The 17,399-nt window shown below is 62.1% G+C and carries 17 protein-coding genes, 1 pseudogene and 1 riboswitch; of the genes and pseudogenes, 9 read left to right on the top strand and 9 right to left on the bottom strand.

Annotation, left to right across the window (positions count from 1 at the left end; translation table 11 throughout):
- The 5 genes from AC4P1R_RS24240 to AC4P1R_RS24260 form a co-directional block, all read right to left on the bottom strand.
- The gene (locus AC4P1R_RS24240; protein ID WP_492178117.1) at positions 1 to 1,545 is read right to left on the bottom strand and encodes a malonate--CoA ligase; all 1,545 of its coding nucleotides are present in this window, start codon (positions 1,543 to 1,545) and stop codon (positions 1 to 3) included.
- On the bottom strand, positions 1,542 to 2,981 hold the full coding sequence (locus tag AC4P1R_RS24245; RefSeq protein WP_492178118.1) for a malonyl-CoA decarboxylase: 1,440 nt from the start codon (positions 2,979 to 2,981) through the stop codon (positions 1,542 to 1,544). The genes AC4P1R_RS24240 and AC4P1R_RS24245 overlap by 4 nt, the downstream gene beginning before the upstream one ends.
- Complete coding sequence (locus AC4P1R_RS24250; protein ID WP_151613015.1) at positions 2,978 to 4,294, bottom strand: TRAP transporter large permease; 1,317 nt, start codon at positions 4,292 to 4,294, stop codon at positions 2,978 to 2,980. The genes AC4P1R_RS24245 and AC4P1R_RS24250 overlap by 4 nt, the downstream gene beginning before the upstream one ends.
- A complete protein-coding gene (locus AC4P1R_RS24255; protein ID WP_151613016.1) occupies positions 4,291 to 4,860 on the bottom strand; it encodes a TRAP transporter small permease subunit in 570 nt (189 codons plus the stop codon). The genes AC4P1R_RS24250 and AC4P1R_RS24255 overlap by 4 nt, the downstream gene beginning before the upstream one ends.
- A 67-nt stretch (positions 4,861 to 4,927) precedes the next feature.
- Positions 4,928 to 5,932 (bottom strand): TRAP transporter substrate-binding protein, encoded by a 1,005-nt coding sequence (locus AC4P1R_RS24260; protein ID WP_069459342.1) that lies wholly within the window; start codon positions 5,930 to 5,932, stop codon positions 4,928 to 4,930.
- Positions 5,933 to 6,055: 123 nt separating this feature from the next.
- Between AC4P1R_RS24260 and AC4P1R_RS24265 the strand changes: the two genes are divergently transcribed.
- Positions 6,056 to 6,721, top strand: coding sequence for a GntR family transcriptional regulator (locus tag AC4P1R_RS24265; RefSeq protein ID WP_069459343.1), 666 nt, complete (start codon positions 6,056 to 6,058; stop codon positions 6,719 to 6,721).
- A gap of 64 nt (positions 6,722 to 6,785) precedes the next feature.
- Here the strand turns inward: AC4P1R_RS24265 and AC4P1R_RS24270 are convergent, their stop codons facing one another.
- The 3 genes from AC4P1R_RS24270 to AC4P1R_RS24280 are packed head-to-tail and all read right to left on the bottom strand — an operon-like array spanning position 6,786 to position 9,947.
- On the bottom strand, positions 6,786 to 7,661 hold the full coding sequence (locus tag AC4P1R_RS24270; protein WP_069459344.1) for a 3-hydroxybutyryl-CoA dehydrogenase: 876 nt from the start codon (positions 7,659 to 7,661) through the stop codon (positions 6,786 to 6,788).
- 1 nt (position 7,662) lies between these two features.
- Positions 7,663 to 8,832, bottom strand: coding sequence for a CaiB/BaiF CoA transferase family protein (locus AC4P1R_RS24275; RefSeq protein ID WP_151613018.1), 1,170 nt, complete (start codon positions 8,830 to 8,832; stop codon positions 7,663 to 7,665).
- Positions 8,832 to 9,947, bottom strand: a complete 1,116-nt coding sequence (locus tag AC4P1R_RS24280; protein ID WP_492178844.1) for an acyl-CoA dehydrogenase — start codon at positions 9,945 to 9,947, stop codon at positions 8,832 to 8,834. Before AC4P1R_RS24280 ends, AC4P1R_RS24275 begins: the two co-directional genes overlap by 1 nt.
- Positions 9,948 to 10,177: 230 nt before the next feature.
- Here AC4P1R_RS24280 and AC4P1R_RS24285 point away from each other — a divergent pair, with 230 nt between their 5' ends.
- The 5 genes and pseudogenes from AC4P1R_RS24285 to AC4P1R_RS24305 all read left to right on the top strand — a co-directional run bounded on the left by AC4P1R_RS24285 (position 10,178) and on the right by AC4P1R_RS24305 (position 14,972).
- A complete protein-coding gene (locus tag AC4P1R_RS24285; protein WP_069459347.1) occupies positions 10,178 to 11,083 on the top strand; it encodes a LysR family transcriptional regulator in 906 nt (301 codons plus the stop codon).
- Between the two features lie 47 nt (positions 11,084 to 11,130).
- Positions 11,131 to 11,363, top strand: a riboswitch (cobalamin riboswitch).
- Positions 11,364 to 11,625: 262 nt separating this feature from the next.
- Positions 11,626 to 12,576 (top strand): annotated as a pseudogene (locus tag AC4P1R_RS24290) (ABC transporter substrate-binding protein); the annotation flags it as partial.
- A gap of 5 nt (positions 12,577 to 12,581) precedes the next feature.
- Entirely contained in the window at positions 12,582 to 13,601 is a 1,020-nt protein-coding gene (locus AC4P1R_RS24295; protein WP_069459348.1) for a FecCD family ABC transporter permease, read from the top strand.
- On the top strand, positions 13,598 to 14,401 hold the full coding sequence (locus tag AC4P1R_RS24300) for an ABC transporter ATP-binding protein (RefSeq protein WP_225191101.1): 804 nt from the start codon (positions 13,598 to 13,600) through the stop codon (positions 14,399 to 14,401). The genes AC4P1R_RS24295 and AC4P1R_RS24300 overlap by 4 nt, the downstream gene beginning before the upstream one ends.
- 337 nt (positions 14,402 to 14,738) lie before the next feature.
- Positions 14,739 to 14,972, top strand: a complete 234-nt coding sequence (locus tag AC4P1R_RS24305) for a hypothetical protein (RefSeq protein WP_069459350.1) — start codon at positions 14,739 to 14,741, stop codon at positions 14,970 to 14,972.
- A gap of 45 nt (positions 14,973 to 15,017) precedes the next feature.
- On the opposite strand, the gene AC4P1R_RS24310 is transcribed toward AC4P1R_RS24305, so the two are convergent.
- A complete protein-coding gene (locus tag AC4P1R_RS24310) occupies positions 15,018 to 15,266 on the bottom strand; it encodes a hypothetical protein (RefSeq protein WP_083265360.1) in 249 nt (82 codons plus the stop codon).
- A gap of 696 nt (positions 15,267 to 15,962) precedes the next feature.
- On the opposite strand from AC4P1R_RS24310, the gene AC4P1R_RS24315 reads away from it, so the two are divergent.
- The 3 genes from AC4P1R_RS24315 (at position 15,963) to AC4P1R_RS24325 (ending at position 17,323) form a co-directional block, all read left to right on the top strand.
- Entirely contained in the window at positions 15,963 to 16,085 is a 123-nt protein-coding gene (locus AC4P1R_RS24315) for a hypothetical protein (protein WP_097527302.1), read from the top strand.
- A 312-nt stretch (positions 16,086 to 16,397) separates the two neighbouring features.
- On the top strand, positions 16,398 to 16,607 hold the full coding sequence (locus AC4P1R_RS24320; RefSeq protein WP_069457508.1) for a cold-shock protein: 210 nt from the start codon (positions 16,398 to 16,400) through the stop codon (positions 16,605 to 16,607).
- 335 nt (positions 16,608 to 16,942) lie between these two features.
- Positions 16,943 to 17,323, top strand: coding sequence for a DUF6481 family protein (locus tag AC4P1R_RS24325; RefSeq protein WP_069459351.1), 381 nt, complete (start codon positions 16,943 to 16,945; stop codon positions 17,321 to 17,323).
- Positions 17,324 to 17,399: the final 76 nt, after the last annotated feature.

Consider the following 17,399-nt stretch of genomic DNA (forward strand, 5'->3'; position numbering starts at 1 on the left):
TCACACCCGCGCTTGCACGCTCGTCTCGTTCCCTGTGTGGACATAAAGATCGGCATACCTGTCGCGGAGCACGTTCTTCTGGACCTTGCCCATCGTGTTGCGTGGTAGGTCTTCCACGAAGATCACCCGCTTCGGCTGCTTGTAGCGTGCCAGGCGGTCCTTCAGCCCGTCGAGAACGGTACGCTCGTCGATTGCTGCATCCGGCTTCCTGACGACGACGGCCGTGACGCCTTCGCCGAAATCTGGATGCGGCACGCCGATGACGGCGCTTTCGACCACTCCCGGCATCCGGTCGATCTCCGTTTCGACCTCTTTGGGATAGATATTATAGCCGCCGGAAATCACGAGATCCTTGCCGCGGCCGACGATGTGGACGTAGCCGCGCTCGTCGATCCTGCCGAGATCGCCCGTGATGAAGAAACCGTCGGCACGGAACTCGGCCTGCGTTTTCTCGGGCATGCGCCAATACCCCTTGAAAACATTCGGTCCCTTCACCTCGATCATGCCGGTCTCGCCTTTTGGAAGCGGCTTGCCGCTCTCCGGATCGGTCACACGAAGCGAGATGCCGGGCAGCGGAAAGCCGACCGTTCCGGCGATGCGATCCCCATCATAGGGGTTCGACGTATTCATGTTGGTTTCCGTCATCCCGTAACGCTCGAGAATGGCGTGCCCGGTCATTTCTTCAAACGTCCTGTGGGTCTCGGCGAGCAGCGGAGCCGAGCCCGAAACGAACAGCCGCATTCCAGCCGTCACCTCCCGCGTCAGCCCCAGATGCTGGACGAGGCGGACGTAGAAGGTCGGAACCCCCATCATCGCCGTCGCCTGAGGCATCAGCCGCAGCACCTCGTCGGCGTCGAACTTCGGCAGAAAATACATCGATGCACCGGCAAGAAGGATCACGTTCGACGCGACGAAGAGGCCGTGCGTGTGGAAAATCGGCAAGGCGTGGATCAGCCTGTCGTCGGCGGTAAAGCGCCAGTAGTCTCGCAGCGTGGAGGCGTTTGACAGGAGATTGTCATGGGTCAGCATGGCGCCTTTCGAGCGCCCCGTCGTTCCCGACGTATAGAGGATCGCGGCAAGATCGTCGGGCCCGCGATGGGCATCCGGGAAGTCGGGCGACTCGCCGCGTGCGAGCTCGGTCAGCGAACCGCCGCCTTTCTCGTCCAGCGATTCGATATGGGCCCCGTGGCTTGCGGCGAGCCTGGCAACTCCCTCCTCGGCCGACGGGGCGCAGACGACGAGCCGTGGCTCGGCATCTCCGATGAAATAGTCGAGCTCGGCCAGCGTATAGGCCGTATTAAGCGGAAGATAGACGGCTCCTATGCGCAGGCAGGCGAGATAGAGCATCAGCGCGGCGGGGCTCTTCTCCACCTGCACGGCCACCCGGTCGCCCGGCCGTACGCCGAGGGCATCGAGCGCCGATGCGATGCGGCCCGAATGATCCAGCATGTCGCTATAAGTCCAGGAGCGGCCACCGGCTTCCAGGATGAAGCCGGCGCGGGGGCGCGCGGCCCGGCGGATGGCATCGAACAGATGATTGCTCATGAGGTGAACTCCTTGCTGCCTCTCTTCTTTGCGGCACCGCCTGATTGGACGTCCGGAGGAAGGACGCCCGGAACGGGAACCAGACTGCGGGGGCCCTTGTGGGCGGGCACCAGCCGCCGGATGGCCGGTGCGGCGACGACCTGGCCGCGGGTGGCAAAAGTCTCGTGGTTCGTCTCTATGTCGTCGAGTTTGTAGAGATAGTTGACCATCAGTCCGTGCGCCTGGCGCATGGCACGAGCGGAGCGATCTGCGAGGAAATTGATCCGCTCGAGCCGTGCGCCATTGCCGAGATGGAAGCGCGCGACGGGGTCCACGACTTTGCCGTTGCGGTCGCGGGCCCTCAGGAAATACCAGGCGGCAGCGGCCGTCATGGTCGGCTGGATGCTTGCCAGCAATTCCGGCTGGTCGGCCCATTCCGGCTCATCGAGCGCCGCAAGCTTGCTGCGGTCCGCGGCGGAAAGGGCATCGGAGACTTCGGCACGCCGCTCGCGAGACAGCCATTCGGCAAAGCCTGGCACCGGCGACAAGGTCGCGAAGCTGTCGAGCCGAGGAAACTCGCGGCGCAGATCCTCGACCACCTGTTTGATGAGGAAGTTGCCGAAGGAAATGCCCCTCAGGCCCTCTTGGCAGTTCGAGATCGAATAGAAGACCGCCATCGTCGCATCTGCAGCGCGGATCGGCGCGCGGTCTTCCGTCAACAGGCCCGCAATATTCGAAGGCATCTCCCGCGTCAGCGCCACTTCCACGAAAATCAGCGGATCGTCGACGAGTTGCGGATGGAAGAACGCGAAACAGCGCCGGTCTTCCGGCGCAAGGCGCAGGCGCAGCTCGTCCCAGCCGCCGATATGGTGGACGGCCTCGTAGCGAATGATCTTTTCGAGAATATTGGCCGGCGTCGACCAGTTGATCGGCCGCAATACGAGGAAGCCGCGGTTGAACCACGATCCGAAAAGGTGGGCGAAGTCCGCGTCGACGGCCGTAAGGTCGGGGTTCTCGGCCTTGAGCTTGATGAGATCTTCCCGCATTCGCACGAGCGTGGCGATGCCGTTTGGCGCCAGATTGAGCCTGCGGATCAGTTCCTGCCGGCGAGGCTCGGCCGCCACGCTCAATTCCAGTAGGGCCCTTGGATTGGGTTCGGCGCGATAGGCGTCGATCGCCTGCTCCAGCCGCTCGCTATCGGGCCCGAAGCGCGAGAGCAGCACCATCATGAAGTCACGCCGCTGCTGCGGATCGAAGCTTTGCCAGCGGTCGAGAATGTTCTTCGCAAGCGCCATGCCCGACGCTTCACCCCGGCTCGACAACAGCGTTTCGCAGAGCGCTTCCATCTTGTCCACGGCATCGGCTTCGCCTTCGCGTGCAGGTCCTAACGACAGGAAACGGCGGCCGCGGTCGGTGATGGTCTGCAACATGTCGCTGAAGAAAGACGTCCTGCTCATTGGATTGCCCCCAACATCTGGTTCGGCAGCCACGTCGCAATTCCCGGAAAGAGGCAGAGGATGATGATCGCCAGGAACATCACCAGCACGTAGGGCAGGGAACCCCAGAGAATCTCCTTCGTCGGGATCTGCGGCGCGATGGCGTTGATGACGAAAAGGTTGAGCCCGATCGGCGGCGTGATCAAGCCGACTTCCATGTTGATCGTCAGGACGATCGCAAACCAGTAGGGGTCAAATCCCGCCTGGGTGACGATCGGAAAGAGCATCGGCGCGGTCATCACGATTACGGCGACGGGCGGCAGGAACATGCCGCAGATCAAGAGAAAGACGTTGATGATCAACATCAACAGCCATCGGTTGACTTCCATGTCGGCGATTGCCGTTGCGACGGTCTGGGTGATGAACAGCGAGGACAGCGCGAAGGCGAAGAGCTCGGCGGCTGCCATGATCATCATGATCATGACGCTTTCCTTCATCGCCGATCCAAGAATGCCGGCGACGGGCCGAAAGCGGAACAGCCGGTAGGCGATGATCACCACGAGCAGCGTGAGGAAGGCACCGGCGCCGGCCGCCTCGGACGGCGTGGCGATCCCTCCGTAAAGCACGTACAGCGTACCGGCGATGATCAGCAGGAAGGGCAGGATGCGCGGAAGGCCCGCCAGCCGGTCCCTGATCGAGTAGCGGATGAAACGCGCATCGAATTCATAGCCCTTGCGTTTGCAATCGATGATCGCCCAAGCCATGAACAGGGACGTCAGCAGGATGCCGGGAAGGATGCCGGCCATGAACAGCCGTCCGATGGAGGTCTCGGTCGCAATTCCGTAGACGATCAACGTCACGGATGGGGGAATGAGAATGCCGAGCGTGCCGCCGGCCGCGATCGAGCCGCTTGCGACCGAGGTCGGATAGCCCCGTCGCAGCATCTCCGGAATGCCCATCTTGCCGATCGCCGCGCAGGTCGCCGGCGAGGAACCGGTCATGCCGGAGAAGATGGCACAGGCGCCGATATTGGACAGGATGAGGCCGCCCGGGATGCGGTTCAGCCACCGGTCCAACGAGGTGTAGAGGTCCGATCCCGCCGGGGATGAGGCGACCGCCGCGCCCATCAGGACGAACATCGGGATGGACACATAGGCCAGATTGGCGATACCGGAGAACATCGTATCCCCCAGGACGTAGAAGATGGCGGCGCCGCTCTGCAAATAGAGGGCCGCAAAGGCGGAAAGCCCCAGGGCGAATGCGATGGGCATGCCGGTCGCCAGCAGGGCGAAGAGACAGGCAACGATCATCAGTCCGGAAACGGTCGGGCTCATTGGATGATCTCCCGGGAATGAGGATTGGCGCTTGGCGTCGAACCCGATTCGACGCCGCCATCGCTGATGGTTGCCGGCCCCGCCGACGCAGTCAGCAGCGTCAGGACCTGTGCGACATACTGCAGACACAGCATGGCAAAGCTGACAGGAAGTGCGGCGAGTGGCACCCAAAGCGGCGGCGCCCATACGCTGGAATGTTTCCAGTTGCCTGCCCATGCGTCGTGAAACTGAATCCACGTCGCGATGAGCATGATTGTGCAGAAGAGGAGGCCGAGAAGGCTCGCGATCACGCGTAGAACCGATCGCGTGCGGTCGCCGACCATGACTTCGACGACATCCACCCCGACATGGCCGCCCTTGAGCAAAACATAGGGTGCGCCGAGAAACATGGCTGCGGTTGCTGAAAACACGACGAAGTCCGTTTGCCAGATCGTCGGTTGGCGAAACACATAGCGCATCAGGATCATCTGGCAGACGACGAGCATCGACGCGATGATCAGGGCCGTCGCAACGATCGCGAGCCCGCGCGAAGCATTGCCGACAGCCTCGATATAGGCCTTGAGCATGCATTTATCCTCAGGTTGCGGGACAGACGGCACGGCGCGTCGACGCGCGCCGATCTTTTCGTTCGCCTCACTCGACGGCCAGCGCCTTTTCGATCAGCTTGTCCCCGCCGGGGACGTTGGCGGCAAAGTTCTTGTAGGACGACTCTTTTGCGACTTCGAGCCAGGCGTTGTAGTCCTCCTTCGTCATCTCGACCACTTCCACACCGGCCTTCTTGTAGGTGTCGACCATGACCTGGTCGCCCTTGCGGACCTCCTCATTGAAATAGGCCTCCGCCTTTTCGCCCGCGGCCAGGATCGCCTTTTGCTGTTCTTCCGTCAGGCCCTCAAAGACGCGCTTCGACACCAGCACCGGCTCGTACATGAACCACAGGGCGTTTTCGCCCGGCGCGGTCAGGCACTTGGCCTGTTCGAACAGGCGGTAGGAAACGAAGCTCGCCGACGAGGTATTGGCCGCGTCGAGCACGCCGGTCTGCATGCCCGTGTAGATCTCCGACGACGGCATCGACGAAATCGAAGCGCCCGCTTCCACTAGCATCTCCTCGAAGGCGGGCCCGGCGGCGCGGATCACCTGGCCCTTGATCGTGTCGGGCGAGGTGATGCAATCCCTCTTGGAAGCGAAGGCGCCGGACAGCCAGGCGTCGGCGATCACGATAGCGCCGGCATCCTCGATGACCTTCTTGATGTCCTGCATGAATTCGGAATCGTTGAGCCGCATGGCACGGTCGAAATTGCCGACGAGCCCAGGCATCAGCGTTGCGGAGAATTCCGGATGGCGACCCGACGCATAGTCGAGCGGAAACGACGTCATGTCGAGCAGGCCCCGGGTAACCGCGTTCCACTGGTCGTTCGGCTTATAGAGCGAGGCACCGGGGAAAACCTGGATCTCAAGGCCGACATTCGCCGCACTGACTTCGCGGGCGATCAACTGCACCATCTCGTCGCGAATGTCGCCCTTGCCGCCCGGGAACTGATGCGAAGCCTTCAAGATGGTCTGGGCGGACGCCGTCGAGACGATCAAGCTGCCGAGGGCTGCGACAGCGCAAGCTCCCAGCTTCCGTCGAAAACTGCTCATTTTCTTCCTCCCTGATATTCCGGCCCTCCCGCCGGTCTGGTATAAGAGTGTCTCTATCTTGCGTACCGTGTCAAGATTTTTGTATACAAGAAGCGACAAACTGCATATCAGGGCCGAAATGGAATGACCGATAATATTTTCCACAAGCTGCGCGACGACATTGAAAACGGCATTGTCACCGGCGAGTTCGAACCGGGTGAACGCCTGGACGAAACGCAACTGGCGAAGCGCTTCGGGGTATCGCGAACGCCGATTCGCGAGGCCTTGATGCAGTTGAGCGCGACCGGGCTCGTCGAGATCCGGCCGCGGCGCGGAGCCGTTGTGGTCGATCCGGCGCCGCAGCGCGTCTTCGAGATGTTCGAGGTCATGGCCGAACTGGAGGGCATGGCGGGCGCTCTTGCCGCCCGGCGCCATACTGAGGAGGACCGGTCAGCACTTATGGCTGCCCACGACAAGTGCAAGGAGGCGGTCGCCAGCGAGGACACGGACCGCTACTACTATGAAAACGAGATCTTCCACCGCGCGATCTACGCGGCAAGCCATAGCGGCTTCCTGGAGGATCAATGCACGGCTCTGCATCGCCGCCTTCGTCCCTACCGCCGCCTGCAACTTAGGGTCCGCAACCGGATGAAGGTGTCCTTCAAGGAGCACGGGGAGATAGTCGAGGCCATTCTTGCCGGCGATGCGGATGGGGCGCGGGAGCGCCTGCGCGGCCACGTGGCGGTCCAGGGCGACCGATTCGGCGATCTGATCGCCAATCTTTCGAGCCGTGAACGCCGGCTTGGATAGGAGGCGACGTCGCCACGCCACGACCGAGCATGGCGACATCGCCTGCTGTTGCTCAGGCGCTTCCTCAGCGGCTCGGGACCGGCACTTCGCCGCGATAGTCGTAGAAACCTCTGCCGACCTTCCGTCCAAGCCAGCCGGCTTCGACATATTTGACCAGCAGCGGGCACGGCCGGTACTTGGTATCGGCCAGTCCGCTATGCAGCACGCTCATGATGGCGAGGCAGGTGTCGAGGCCGATGAAATCGGCAAGTTCGAGCGGGCCCATCGGATGGTTGGCACCAAGCTTCATGCTCTGGTCGATATCGACGACCGAACCGACCCCCTCATGGAGCGTGTAGATCGCCTCGTTGATCATCGGGATCAGAATGCGGTTGACGATGAAGGCCGGATAATCCTCCGCCACCACCGCACTCTTGCCGAGCCGCTGCACCAGCGCCTGCACCGCCTCGAAGGTTTCCCTGCTCGTCGCGATTCCCCGGATCAGCTCGACGAGTTGCATGACCGGAACCGGATTCATGAAATGCAGTCCCATGAATTGTTCCGGCCGGCTCGTCCGCCCCGCGAGGCGGGTGATCGATAACGACGAAGTGTTGGTGGTGAGGATCGTCTTCGGCTTCAGGCTCGGCGCGAGCTCATCGAAGATCTTCTGCTTGACCGATTCCCGCTCCGTCGCCGCCTCGATGATGAGGTCGCTCGCCCCGAGATCCTGAAGCGCCACTGTCGTTCGAATGCGCCCGAGGGCAAGGCGCTTTGCCTCCTCCGACGTCTTTCCGCGCGCCACCTGCCGACCCAGGTTCGCGCCGATCCTGGCGAGGCCCGCCTCCAGCCTTTGCGCATCGACGTCCATCAGCGTGACGTCGTATCCTGCAACGGCAAGCACATGGGCGATGCCGTTGCCCATCTGCCCGGCGCCGACGACGCCAACCGTCTCGATCGTCATTTTATTCTTCCTCGGCTTTTTTCGAGAATTGCCACCGTCCAGCCCCCAGAACCGGCGCGGCTTTATCGAGCGCCAAGGTGCTGCGTGACAGAATGATGGGCGTGCGTAATCCGGGCAAGCCCTCGGGATCGATGCGCAACTCCCGTGCCTGGATTTGCGGCTCGTCGATCGCTTCCGCCACCGTATTGATCGGGCCCCCCGGTACGCCCGCTTTCTCCAATGCCGCAATCAGCTCAGCCTTTGGCCGCAGCCTGGTCTTTTCCGCAAGCAGCGAACTGAGCGCTTCCCGGTTCGCCACCCTCGCCGGATTGGTAGCATAGGCCGGGTCGTCCGAGACGCCTTCGAGACCGAGCATGCTGCAAAGGGTCGCGAACTGCCGGTCGTTGCCGCAAGCGATGATCAGATGCCCGTCGGAGGCCGGAAACACCTGGTATGGCACGATGTTGGGGTGCGCGTTGCCCATGCGGCGCGGAACCTTGCCGCCTGCAAGATAGTTCATCGCTTGGTTGGCGAGCACCGCAACGCCGACATCGAGCAGTGCCAGATCGACGTGCTGGCCGAGGCCGGAACGTTCCCGTTCGGCCAATGCGGCCTGGATGCCGATGACCCCGTAGAGGCCGGTAAAGACGTCGATCCAGGCGACGCCCACTTTCTGCGGTTCGCCGTCGGGTTCGCCGGTCAGGTCCATGATGCCGCACATGCCCTGGATCAAGAAATCGTAGCCCGGCTGTTGCGCCCGTGGGCCCGCCTGGCCAAAACCGGTCACGGAGGCGTAGACGATGCGCGGGTTGATCGCGGCGAGGCTTTCAAAGTCGAGGCCGAATTTCTTTAATCCTCCGACCTTGAAGTTCTCGATCACCACATCCGCTTCCGAGACCAAGGATTTGACGCGGGCGAGGTCATCGGGGTCGCCGAAATCGCAGGTGACCGATGTCTTGCCGCGATTTGCCGCGTGGAAATAGGCGGCCACCTTTTCGGTGCCGCCCTTGCCGTCCGGCTGTTCGATAAATGGAGGGCCCCATGTGCGGGTGTCGTCGCCTTGCGGGCTCTCGACCTTGATGACTTCGGCGCCGAGGTCGGCGAGCGTCTGCCCGATCCACGGCCCGGCGAGGATGCGGGCAAGCTCGACGACCTTCAAGCCGGCGAGCGGAGCGCTGTTCGGCGCGGCCATCAGAAGAACGCCTGAATGCCGGTCTGGGCGCGGCCGAGGATCAGCGCATGGACATCGTGCGTGCCCTCGTAAGTGTTGACCGTCTCGAGGTTCTGCGCGTGGCGCATGACGTGGTACTCGATCTGAATGCCGTTGCCGCCATGCATGTCGCGGGCCTGTCTCGCAATGTCGAGCGCCTTGCCGCAATTGTTGCGCTTGACGAGGGAAATCATCTCCGGCGCAAACCTGCCTTCATCCATCAGCCGCCCGACGCGGAGCGAGGCCTGCAGGCCGAGCGTGATCTCCGTCTGCATGTCGGCGAGCTTTTTCTGGAAGAGCTGCGTGCCGGCGAGCGGCTTGCCGAACTGGATGCGATCGAGACCGTATTGGCGCGAGCGGAACCAGCAATCCTCGGCAGCCCCGAGCACCCCCCAGGAGATGCCGTAGCGGGCACGGTTGAGGCAGCCGAATGGTCCCTTGAGCCCAGAGACATTCGGCAACAGCGCGTCCTCGCCGACTTCGACGCCATCCATGACGATCTCGCCGGTGACAGAAGCGCGCAGCGACAGCTTGCCGCCGATCTTCGGCGCCGACAGGCCCGTCATACCCTTGTCGAGGATGAAGCCGCGGATCTGACCGCCATGCGCTTCCGACTTCGCCCAGACGACGAACACGTCGGCGATCGGTGCGTTGGAGATCCACATCTTCGAGCCCCGCAGACGATAGCCGCCCTCGATCTTCTCGGCGCGCGACTTCATCGAACCCGGATCGGATCCGGCATCCGGCTCGGTAAGCCCGAAGCAGCCGATCAGCTCGCCCGAAACGAGACCGGGCAGGTATTTGTCGCGCTGCTCTTCGGAGCCATAGGCGTAGATGGGATAGATCACCAGCGACGACTGCACGCTCATCATTGAGCGGTAGCCCGAATCGATGCGCTCCACTTCGCGCGCCACGAGACCGTAGGAAACGTAATTGGCGCCGGCCGCGCCATATTTGTCCGGCAGCGTCACGCCGAGAAGACCCGCTTGGCCCATCAGCCGGAAGAGGCCCGGATCGGTCTTCTCTTCGAGATAGGCCACCTCGACGCGCGGCAGGAGTTCTGCTTCCGCGAAGGTCCTGGCCGCATCACGGATCATGCGCTCGTCCTCGGCAAGCTGGTCGTCGAGGAGAAGGGGATCGTCCCAGGCGAAAGCGCTGCCTTGTGATGAATGCACGGATGGGTTTGTGGTCACGGATTCTCTCCCGATATCTTTTACGCCCCGATGATCTCGAACGGTAAGCCGATTTTCCCATGTAAGTACCGCTTGTTGCCGTGCGGAAAAAGCCGTATTTGCGTGTAATATCATTCATGGAATGCATAGCTGAGATGCGCCCGCGCCGGTTCCTCCCCTCGATAAGCCTTTTGGCCGCCTTCGAGGCCGTCCTGAAGACCGGCTCGACAGCGGCGGCAGCGCGCGAGCTCGATCTGACGCAGAGCACGGTGAGCCGTCTCGTCCAGAATCTGGAGCAGCAGCTCGGCCGCCAGCTTTTCGAGCGGCACAGGCAGAAGCTGATCCCGACGCAAGCCGCCCACGCCTATGGCCGGGACGTGACCCGCGCGCTCGATCTCATCCAGCGCGGCAGCATGGAACTAGCCGCAAATCCGGGTGGCGGCACGCTGTCGCTCGCCATCCTGCCGGCCTTCGGCACGCGATGGCTGGCGCCGCGGCTTGGCAGGTTCCTGGTCAAACATCCCGGCATCACGATCAATCTGGCAACGCGTCTCAAGCGCTTCAACTTTGCCGTCGAAGGCTTCGATGCCGCCATCCATTTCGGGGCGGACGATTGGCGCGACGCCGGCCACATGAAGCTGTTCGAGGAGCGACTGACGGCCTGCATCTCGCCAGCGCTGCTCAAGGACCATCCGGTTGCCGACGTTGATGGGATGGCCGGGCTGCCGCTTCTTCAACTGGAGACGAGGCCGAACGCCTGGCGAATCTGGTTTGCCGCCCATGGCGCGGAACCAACAAGCGTTACCGGAATGCTCTTCGACCAGTTCGCGACCATGACGCAGGCTGCGATCTCCGGCCTCGGCGTGGCGCTTCTTCCGGATTATCTGGCAGACGCCGAGATAGCGGAGAAACGCCTCGTTCCGCTCTTGAAGAGGGGGGTGCCAGGCTCGGGATCCTATTGGCTGGTCTGGCCGCAATCGCGGGCCAGTTACCCGCCACTCGAATCCTTCCGCGCCTGGCTTGCCGCGGAATTGAAGCCGCAAGCAACGTCGGCTTCCTGACCGCGGACGCGCGGCAGGGCCTACCCTTGACCAGTCGGGCTCAACTATCTATGGAGTCTCTCGACGGTTCCCCGACGGTGAAGCGAAGGGGATTAATAGGGAACACGGTGCGGACGACCCAACAGGGACCAAAACCGTGGCTGCCCCCGCAACTGTGAGCGGATTGCCGTCCATCCTCGTGGCGCCTCGAGCGCCGTGCCACTGTGCCAACCGGCACGGGAAGGCAGATGGACGACAGATATCCGTAAGCCAGGAGACCTGCCGTCATGCGTTCGCTCCAATGTCCACGGGCGGGGATGCCCGGAACAGGATATGCCATGACACATTTTCGCGCCTGGCTGCGCCTTCCTGAATTCGTTCCTTCCCGTTCGAGCCGCTCGCTCGAAACCGCTGACTGACGCGGCGCGACAGTTCCCGCCGTCCGCGCCGTGCGGCCGGTATTCTACAATCGGGGAGATCGATCCGTGACCATCATTCCTAACAGTCGCGGCAGCCTTATTGCCGTCGCTACGCTGATGTCGACTTTCGCCTTCGAGGCTCAGGCCGCCGAAACCACCTATCCGCTGACTATCACCAATTGCGGCCGCCCGATTACCTTCGATAAGGCGCCCGAACGCGCCGTCTCGATCGGCCAGAGCAGCACGGAGATCATGTATCTGCTTGGCCTGCAGCACCGGATGGTCGGCACCGCCGTCTGGCTCGGCCCGGTCATCGAGGGTTACGAGGAGGCCAATGCCAAGGTCGAGCGTCTTGCGGACAACGATCCGAGTTTCGAGAGCGTCGTTGCCAAGAAGCCCGACATCGTCACCGCGCAGTTCCAGTGGCACGTCGGGTCCGAGGGCATCGTTGCCAAACCGGAGCAGTTCGAGGAACTCGGCATTCCGGTTTACACCTCGCCGGCCGATTGCGTCGGCAAGGACAATACGGGTGGAGGCGATGGCGTTCGCCACGCGGTCTTCACCATGGACCTGATCTATCAGGAGATCGCTGAACTGGCGCAGATCTTCAACGTCCAGGAGCGCGGCGAGGCGCTGGTTGCAGAGCTGAAGGCCCGCGAGGATGCTGCCAAGCAGAAGATCGTGTCGGCGAACGGCAAGCTCTCGGCCGTGTTCTGGTTCTCGAGCGCGGAGCTCGACATCGACCCCTATGTCGCCGGCAAGAACGGTGCTCCCGGCTACATCATGCGGGCGCTTGGCATCCGCAATGTCATCGACAGCGAGGAGGAATGGCCGACCGTCGGCTGGGAAGCCATCGCCAGGTCCGAGCCGACGATCATCGTCGCGGGCAAGATGGAGCGTCGCCGTTTCCCCGCAGACGACATCGCCGTCAAGCACCAGTTCCTCAAGTCCGACCCGGTGACCAGTCTCATGCCGGCCGTCAAGGAGGGCCGCGTCGTCGAAATGGACGCCCAGGCGATGAACCCAACGATCCGGACCATCGAAGGGATCGAGGCCCTGGCCGAGGCTATCGAAAAAGCCGGCCTGACCCAGTGAACAGGATGGTGGGCTCCCTATCGAGGACAGGCGCCACAGTGCTGGCGCTTGTCCTGCTGTTCTCGGCGCTCTGGCTGGGTGCGGCGATCGGCGAGACGGCGATCCCGATGGATGTCGTCGCCCGGACGATCGCCAATCGGCTATGGCAGGCGGGCTATCCGCTCGATCCGATCAACGAGGGCATCGTCTGGAACTACCGTTTGAGCCGCGCCGTGGTGGCGGCGTGCTGCGGCTCGGCGCTGGCACTTTCCGGCGTCGTGCTGCAGTCGCTTCTGCGCAACCCGCTCGCCGATCCGTATATTCTCGGGATCTCGGCGGGAGCATCGACGGGCGCGGTCGCCGTTGCCATCCTGGGTTTCGGTGCCGGTCTGTTGACGCTGCCGCTGGGGGCCTTCCTCGGCGCACTTCTCGCATTCGGGCTCGTCAGCCTGCTCGCAATGCGCGCGGGCAGGGGGCATGGTGCCATCATACTCGCCGGTGTCGCCGGCTCGCAGCTCTTCAACGCGCTCACCTCCTTCATCGTCACCAAGGCGGCCAACGCGGAGCAGTCGCGCGCGATCATGTTTTGGCTGCTCGGCAATCTGTCTGGCGTCCGTTGGCCGGATGTCTGGCTTGCTCTGCCTGCCGCTGTGGTTGGCCTTCTTGCCTGTCTCTGGCATGCACGCGCCCTCGATGCATTCACCTTCGGCTCCGAGTCCGCCGCTTCGCTCGGCATACCCGTGCGCCGCGTCTGTGTCGTGCTGATCGGCGCATCGGCCATGATGACGGCGGCCATGGTCAGCATCGTCGGGTCGATCGGCTTCGTCGGGCTCGTCATCCCGCATGCGGCACGGATGCTGGTGGGCGTCCGGCACGGGCTGCTGTTGCCGGCATCCGCTTTGACCGGGGCAATCTTCATGGTCGCCGCCGACGTGGTTTCCCGCGTGATCATTCCGGGCCAGGTGCTGCCGATCGGCGTGGTGACGGCGCTTGTCGGAGCGCCTGCCTTCGCGATTATCCTTGGCCAGCGGGGAGCGGTTCGATGATGCTTTCGGCATGCAACGTCTCATGGTCCACGGGCGGAATTTCCATTCTCGAGAACGTCTCGCTCGACGTCGTCCCGGGAGAATTTCTCGGCATCGTTGGACCGAACGGTTCCGGAAAGACGAGCCTGATGTCGCTTCTTGCGGGTCTCCGGCGACCGAAGTCGGGTCGTGTGCTGCTGGACGGCCGGCCGATAGACGGGCTCGGACGCCGTGAGGTCGCCAGGTGCATAGCCCTCGTCGAACAGCAGGCCGAGACGAGCGAGCGCATATCGGCGCGCCAGGCCGTGGAGCTCGGCCGCACCCCACATCTCGGACCGCTCGCACCATGGTCGGCGGAGGATGACGAGATTGTCGGCGCGGCGATCCGCAACGTCGACATGGAGCCATTGGCGGCGCGGCAGTGGCACACGCTCTCGGGGGGAGAACGCCAGCGTTTGCACATCGCCCGTGCCCTCGCGCAGCAGCCGGAAATCCTGCTTCTGGACGAGCCGACGAACCACCTCGATATCGGCCACCAGATCGGCCTGCTGCATCTCGTCCGCCAGCAGCAACTGACAGCCGTGGCGGCGCTTCACGATCTCAACCACGCAGCGATGTTCTGCGACCGAATTGCCTTGATGAGCGGCGGCCGCATCGTTGCGCTGGGCCGCCCATCCGAGGTCCTCAGCGCAGAGCGGATCTGTTCCGTCTTCGGGGTGGTGGTCGATGTCCAGCATGAGGGCGAGGGGCGCTGTTACATCCGCTACTGCGCGCCCGGTTCGCCGGCCGCCGAAAGACCGAAGCTCAGGAGGATCTCATGATCCTTGCCCAGACGCGTGATTGCGACCATCGTGGCAAACTCGACACCGGCTATGCGGCGGTGGTTTCTTTTCGACCGAAAAGACGGCAAGTGCGGTAGTGTCGTGCTCCCGCGGCCGCTGCCAGTCGTTATGGCGCGGGACAAACTTTGTGCCGATTTCGGCTCGCGCCGCCGCAATCTTCCGGGCAAGCGCCTCACATGCCGGCGCCTTGCGAACATAAGCAAAAGAGGGCAGGGTTCGACATGGTGCGAGCCCGTCGCTGGGCGTTCCACCGGGTGGGAATGCTCCCGCTATATCGGCGAGCGCCGATAAAATGGGGCCGTAGGGCGGGCGAAAAATGAATAACTCCAAACCTGACAGGCTTCACCTGACCTTGGCCGAGCTGATCAGCGACCAGATCGAGAAGCGCCATGCAAGTGAGCTTAGAGCAGTACTCTCAACCGGTAACGAGATCACGATGCATGGAACGTTCACGGTGGGCAGTGACTTCATCATCTACAGAACGACGAAAGACGCCAGCGGGAAATGGGCAATGACGCCGTTCGCGCATATCGTACAATTGGTCATCTGATTTCCAAGCTGCGCGGCTACCGCCGGGACGACACCGAATGTCAGCCTATCCAGGTGCATCCCCGGGCGTGTTAAGAATACGCAGCGCCCGCACCGCATTCTTGGGGCTGAGCCCTTCCATCTTCCAAGGGCCGATCTCTGCTGTATCCCCGGTTAGGAGATAATAGATCGTATAGGTTCCGTCTCCATCGAAACGGCGGCCATATTGATCGCGTCGTTCGGATCTGTTCGGCGGGCCCCCCGCGGATTCCCATGCGCTGATGGTGAGCGCGTGTTCTTCGTGTTTGCTTCTCATCTGCGGCTCTCTTCGCGCCGGTCGCCTGCGCCACGGCGCTCCTCAGTCAACGGAAGCCAGGCCCCGTTCAGTCGGCTTGGGCCAAGCCCGCAACGGTGGCCTCGCGCTTGGATGTTCGGGAAGCGAGATCAGCGAGTTTGGTCCATTTCCTCTTGCTAAGCTGAGACCAGCATAAAAAGAGCATAACGCCATATGCGTCGACTGTGGCTTTACTATGAAAGTCGGTGAAAATCTGGTCTTTGAAAAGATTTATTCCTGGGTCCAGCAAAGATAAAAGTGAAACAAATCGAGCATTGTTATTCTCAGTAAGTGTGCGGCGAGCACCAGTTGCAATTAGGATAAACAAGCGGAATTCGTTGTTTACTTTACGTCTTTTATGGCGCACTTTAAAAAATCCGGATTGGCATTGGCTCCTGGTCGGAGCAGGGGCCTGCAAAGATCCCCCTAATCGACCCGATTAGAGGGAATGAACTCATGACACTCGGCCAAATCGCAGAGTGGACAAGACGCAGCGCGATCGGTCAGCCGCAGGAATTTGCGAAGTGCGCCGAGCTTGTGGCAACCATCATCGTCCACATCGGGTCCGACCGCAGGTCCTCGGCCAGGTCAGAACGAGGTTGCCGTCGCTCACTTCGTGAAGCGCAGCGGAAGCCGCGCTCTGGGCATCTAGAGCAAACGAAAACTGGGAAAATCGCTATGAAAAACCTCATCCCCGCCCGCTTCTACACCTACGATTTCACACGCCTCTTCGTATCGCTTGCCTTTACGCTGGCGATTGCTGTGATTGTCTATTCGGTCCTGTTCGGACGCATCCTGTAGACATCTGAGCATGGGTCGTGTCCGTGCCCCGTCTGGTGATGGTCCTGACCCTAAGCTCTGAACGCTGCCAGTTCGCGGGGAAGGGAGGCGACTCGCTCACGTTCTGCAGCCTAACATTGCATTTGGCCATTCCGAAAACAAAAAGTTGACGTGGCCGCCGCTCTCGTCTATGGGAGGACATCGATACTTTGTTTGCCGATATTTGTTTTTGCCGCGCCTTGCGCGTCTCTTGACGAACTTCCCTCTCTCAAAAGTCGAAACCCCGCTGTGCGCCGCCCAGCGGTGATCAATGTTGCTAAGAAAGGGTTCGTTATGACCACTGGCACAGTTAAATGGTTCAATTCCACCAAGGGCTTCGGCTTCATTCAACCTGACGACGGCAGTGCCGATGTGTTCGTTCACATCTCTGCTGTTGAACGCGCGGGCCTGAATTCGATCGTCGAAGGTCAGAAACTCGGCTTCGAGCTCGAGCGCGACAACAAGTCGGGCAAGATGTCCGCAGGCCAGCTCCGCGCTGCCTGACGCTTTTCGCCGCTAATGACCACGGATGTACTGGCATGGCGGCAAGACGTTTGAAAAGGCCAGGCGCATGTCTGGCCTTTTTCCGTACAAGGCGTCGATAGCTGGCGTGAGGCAATCCTCTGGCTGCTTGAAAGGCGACCTTCGTGACTACAGCGCCTTGCGCGTCTTATTAGACGCGCAAGGCGCTGTAGCACTTTGAAGTGCTGCATGTCTTTGTCCTCAAATCGAGCTCGATTAGAGGAGACATGCAGTAGAGCGGGATGAGGAAAAGTTTTCGCGGTTTTTCACCCGCATCCCGCTCTAACTCTTTAGGATGGAAGTCAAAGGAATAACGATTGAGACACCCGAGCGACAACGGCTTTGCCGAACGGCGGAATGCCGCGGCAGATGCAAAGCGCCAGCTTCTGCAAAAATTCGCATCCGCTCCAAAGGCGACCGACCCTGAAATGCAGGAAAAGCGGGCGGCTCGTGAGGCGGTTAGCCGTGCCAGGGAAGCCCGGCGCGCCGAGCGCGAAACGCTGAAGCTAGCCGAGAATGCGCGGATTTTGGCAGAAGCCGCTCAACTGGCGGCGGCAGCCGAGGCCGAGGAAAGGGCACAAGCCGAAGCCCGCGAGGTAGAAATTGCCGATCGGGTCGCGCGGGTCGTCGCGGACGAGGCAGCCCGCAAGGCCGAACGCGACCGCCGCTATGCGGCCCGCAAGGCCCGTCGAGCCTGACACCTCAACACCTGCGCCCACAACACGGGCGCCGGTATTGCCCTGACAGATGACAGTGGGGCGAGCGAAAAACGGA

The organism is Sinorhizobium sp. Y406 (assembly GCF_058732025.1).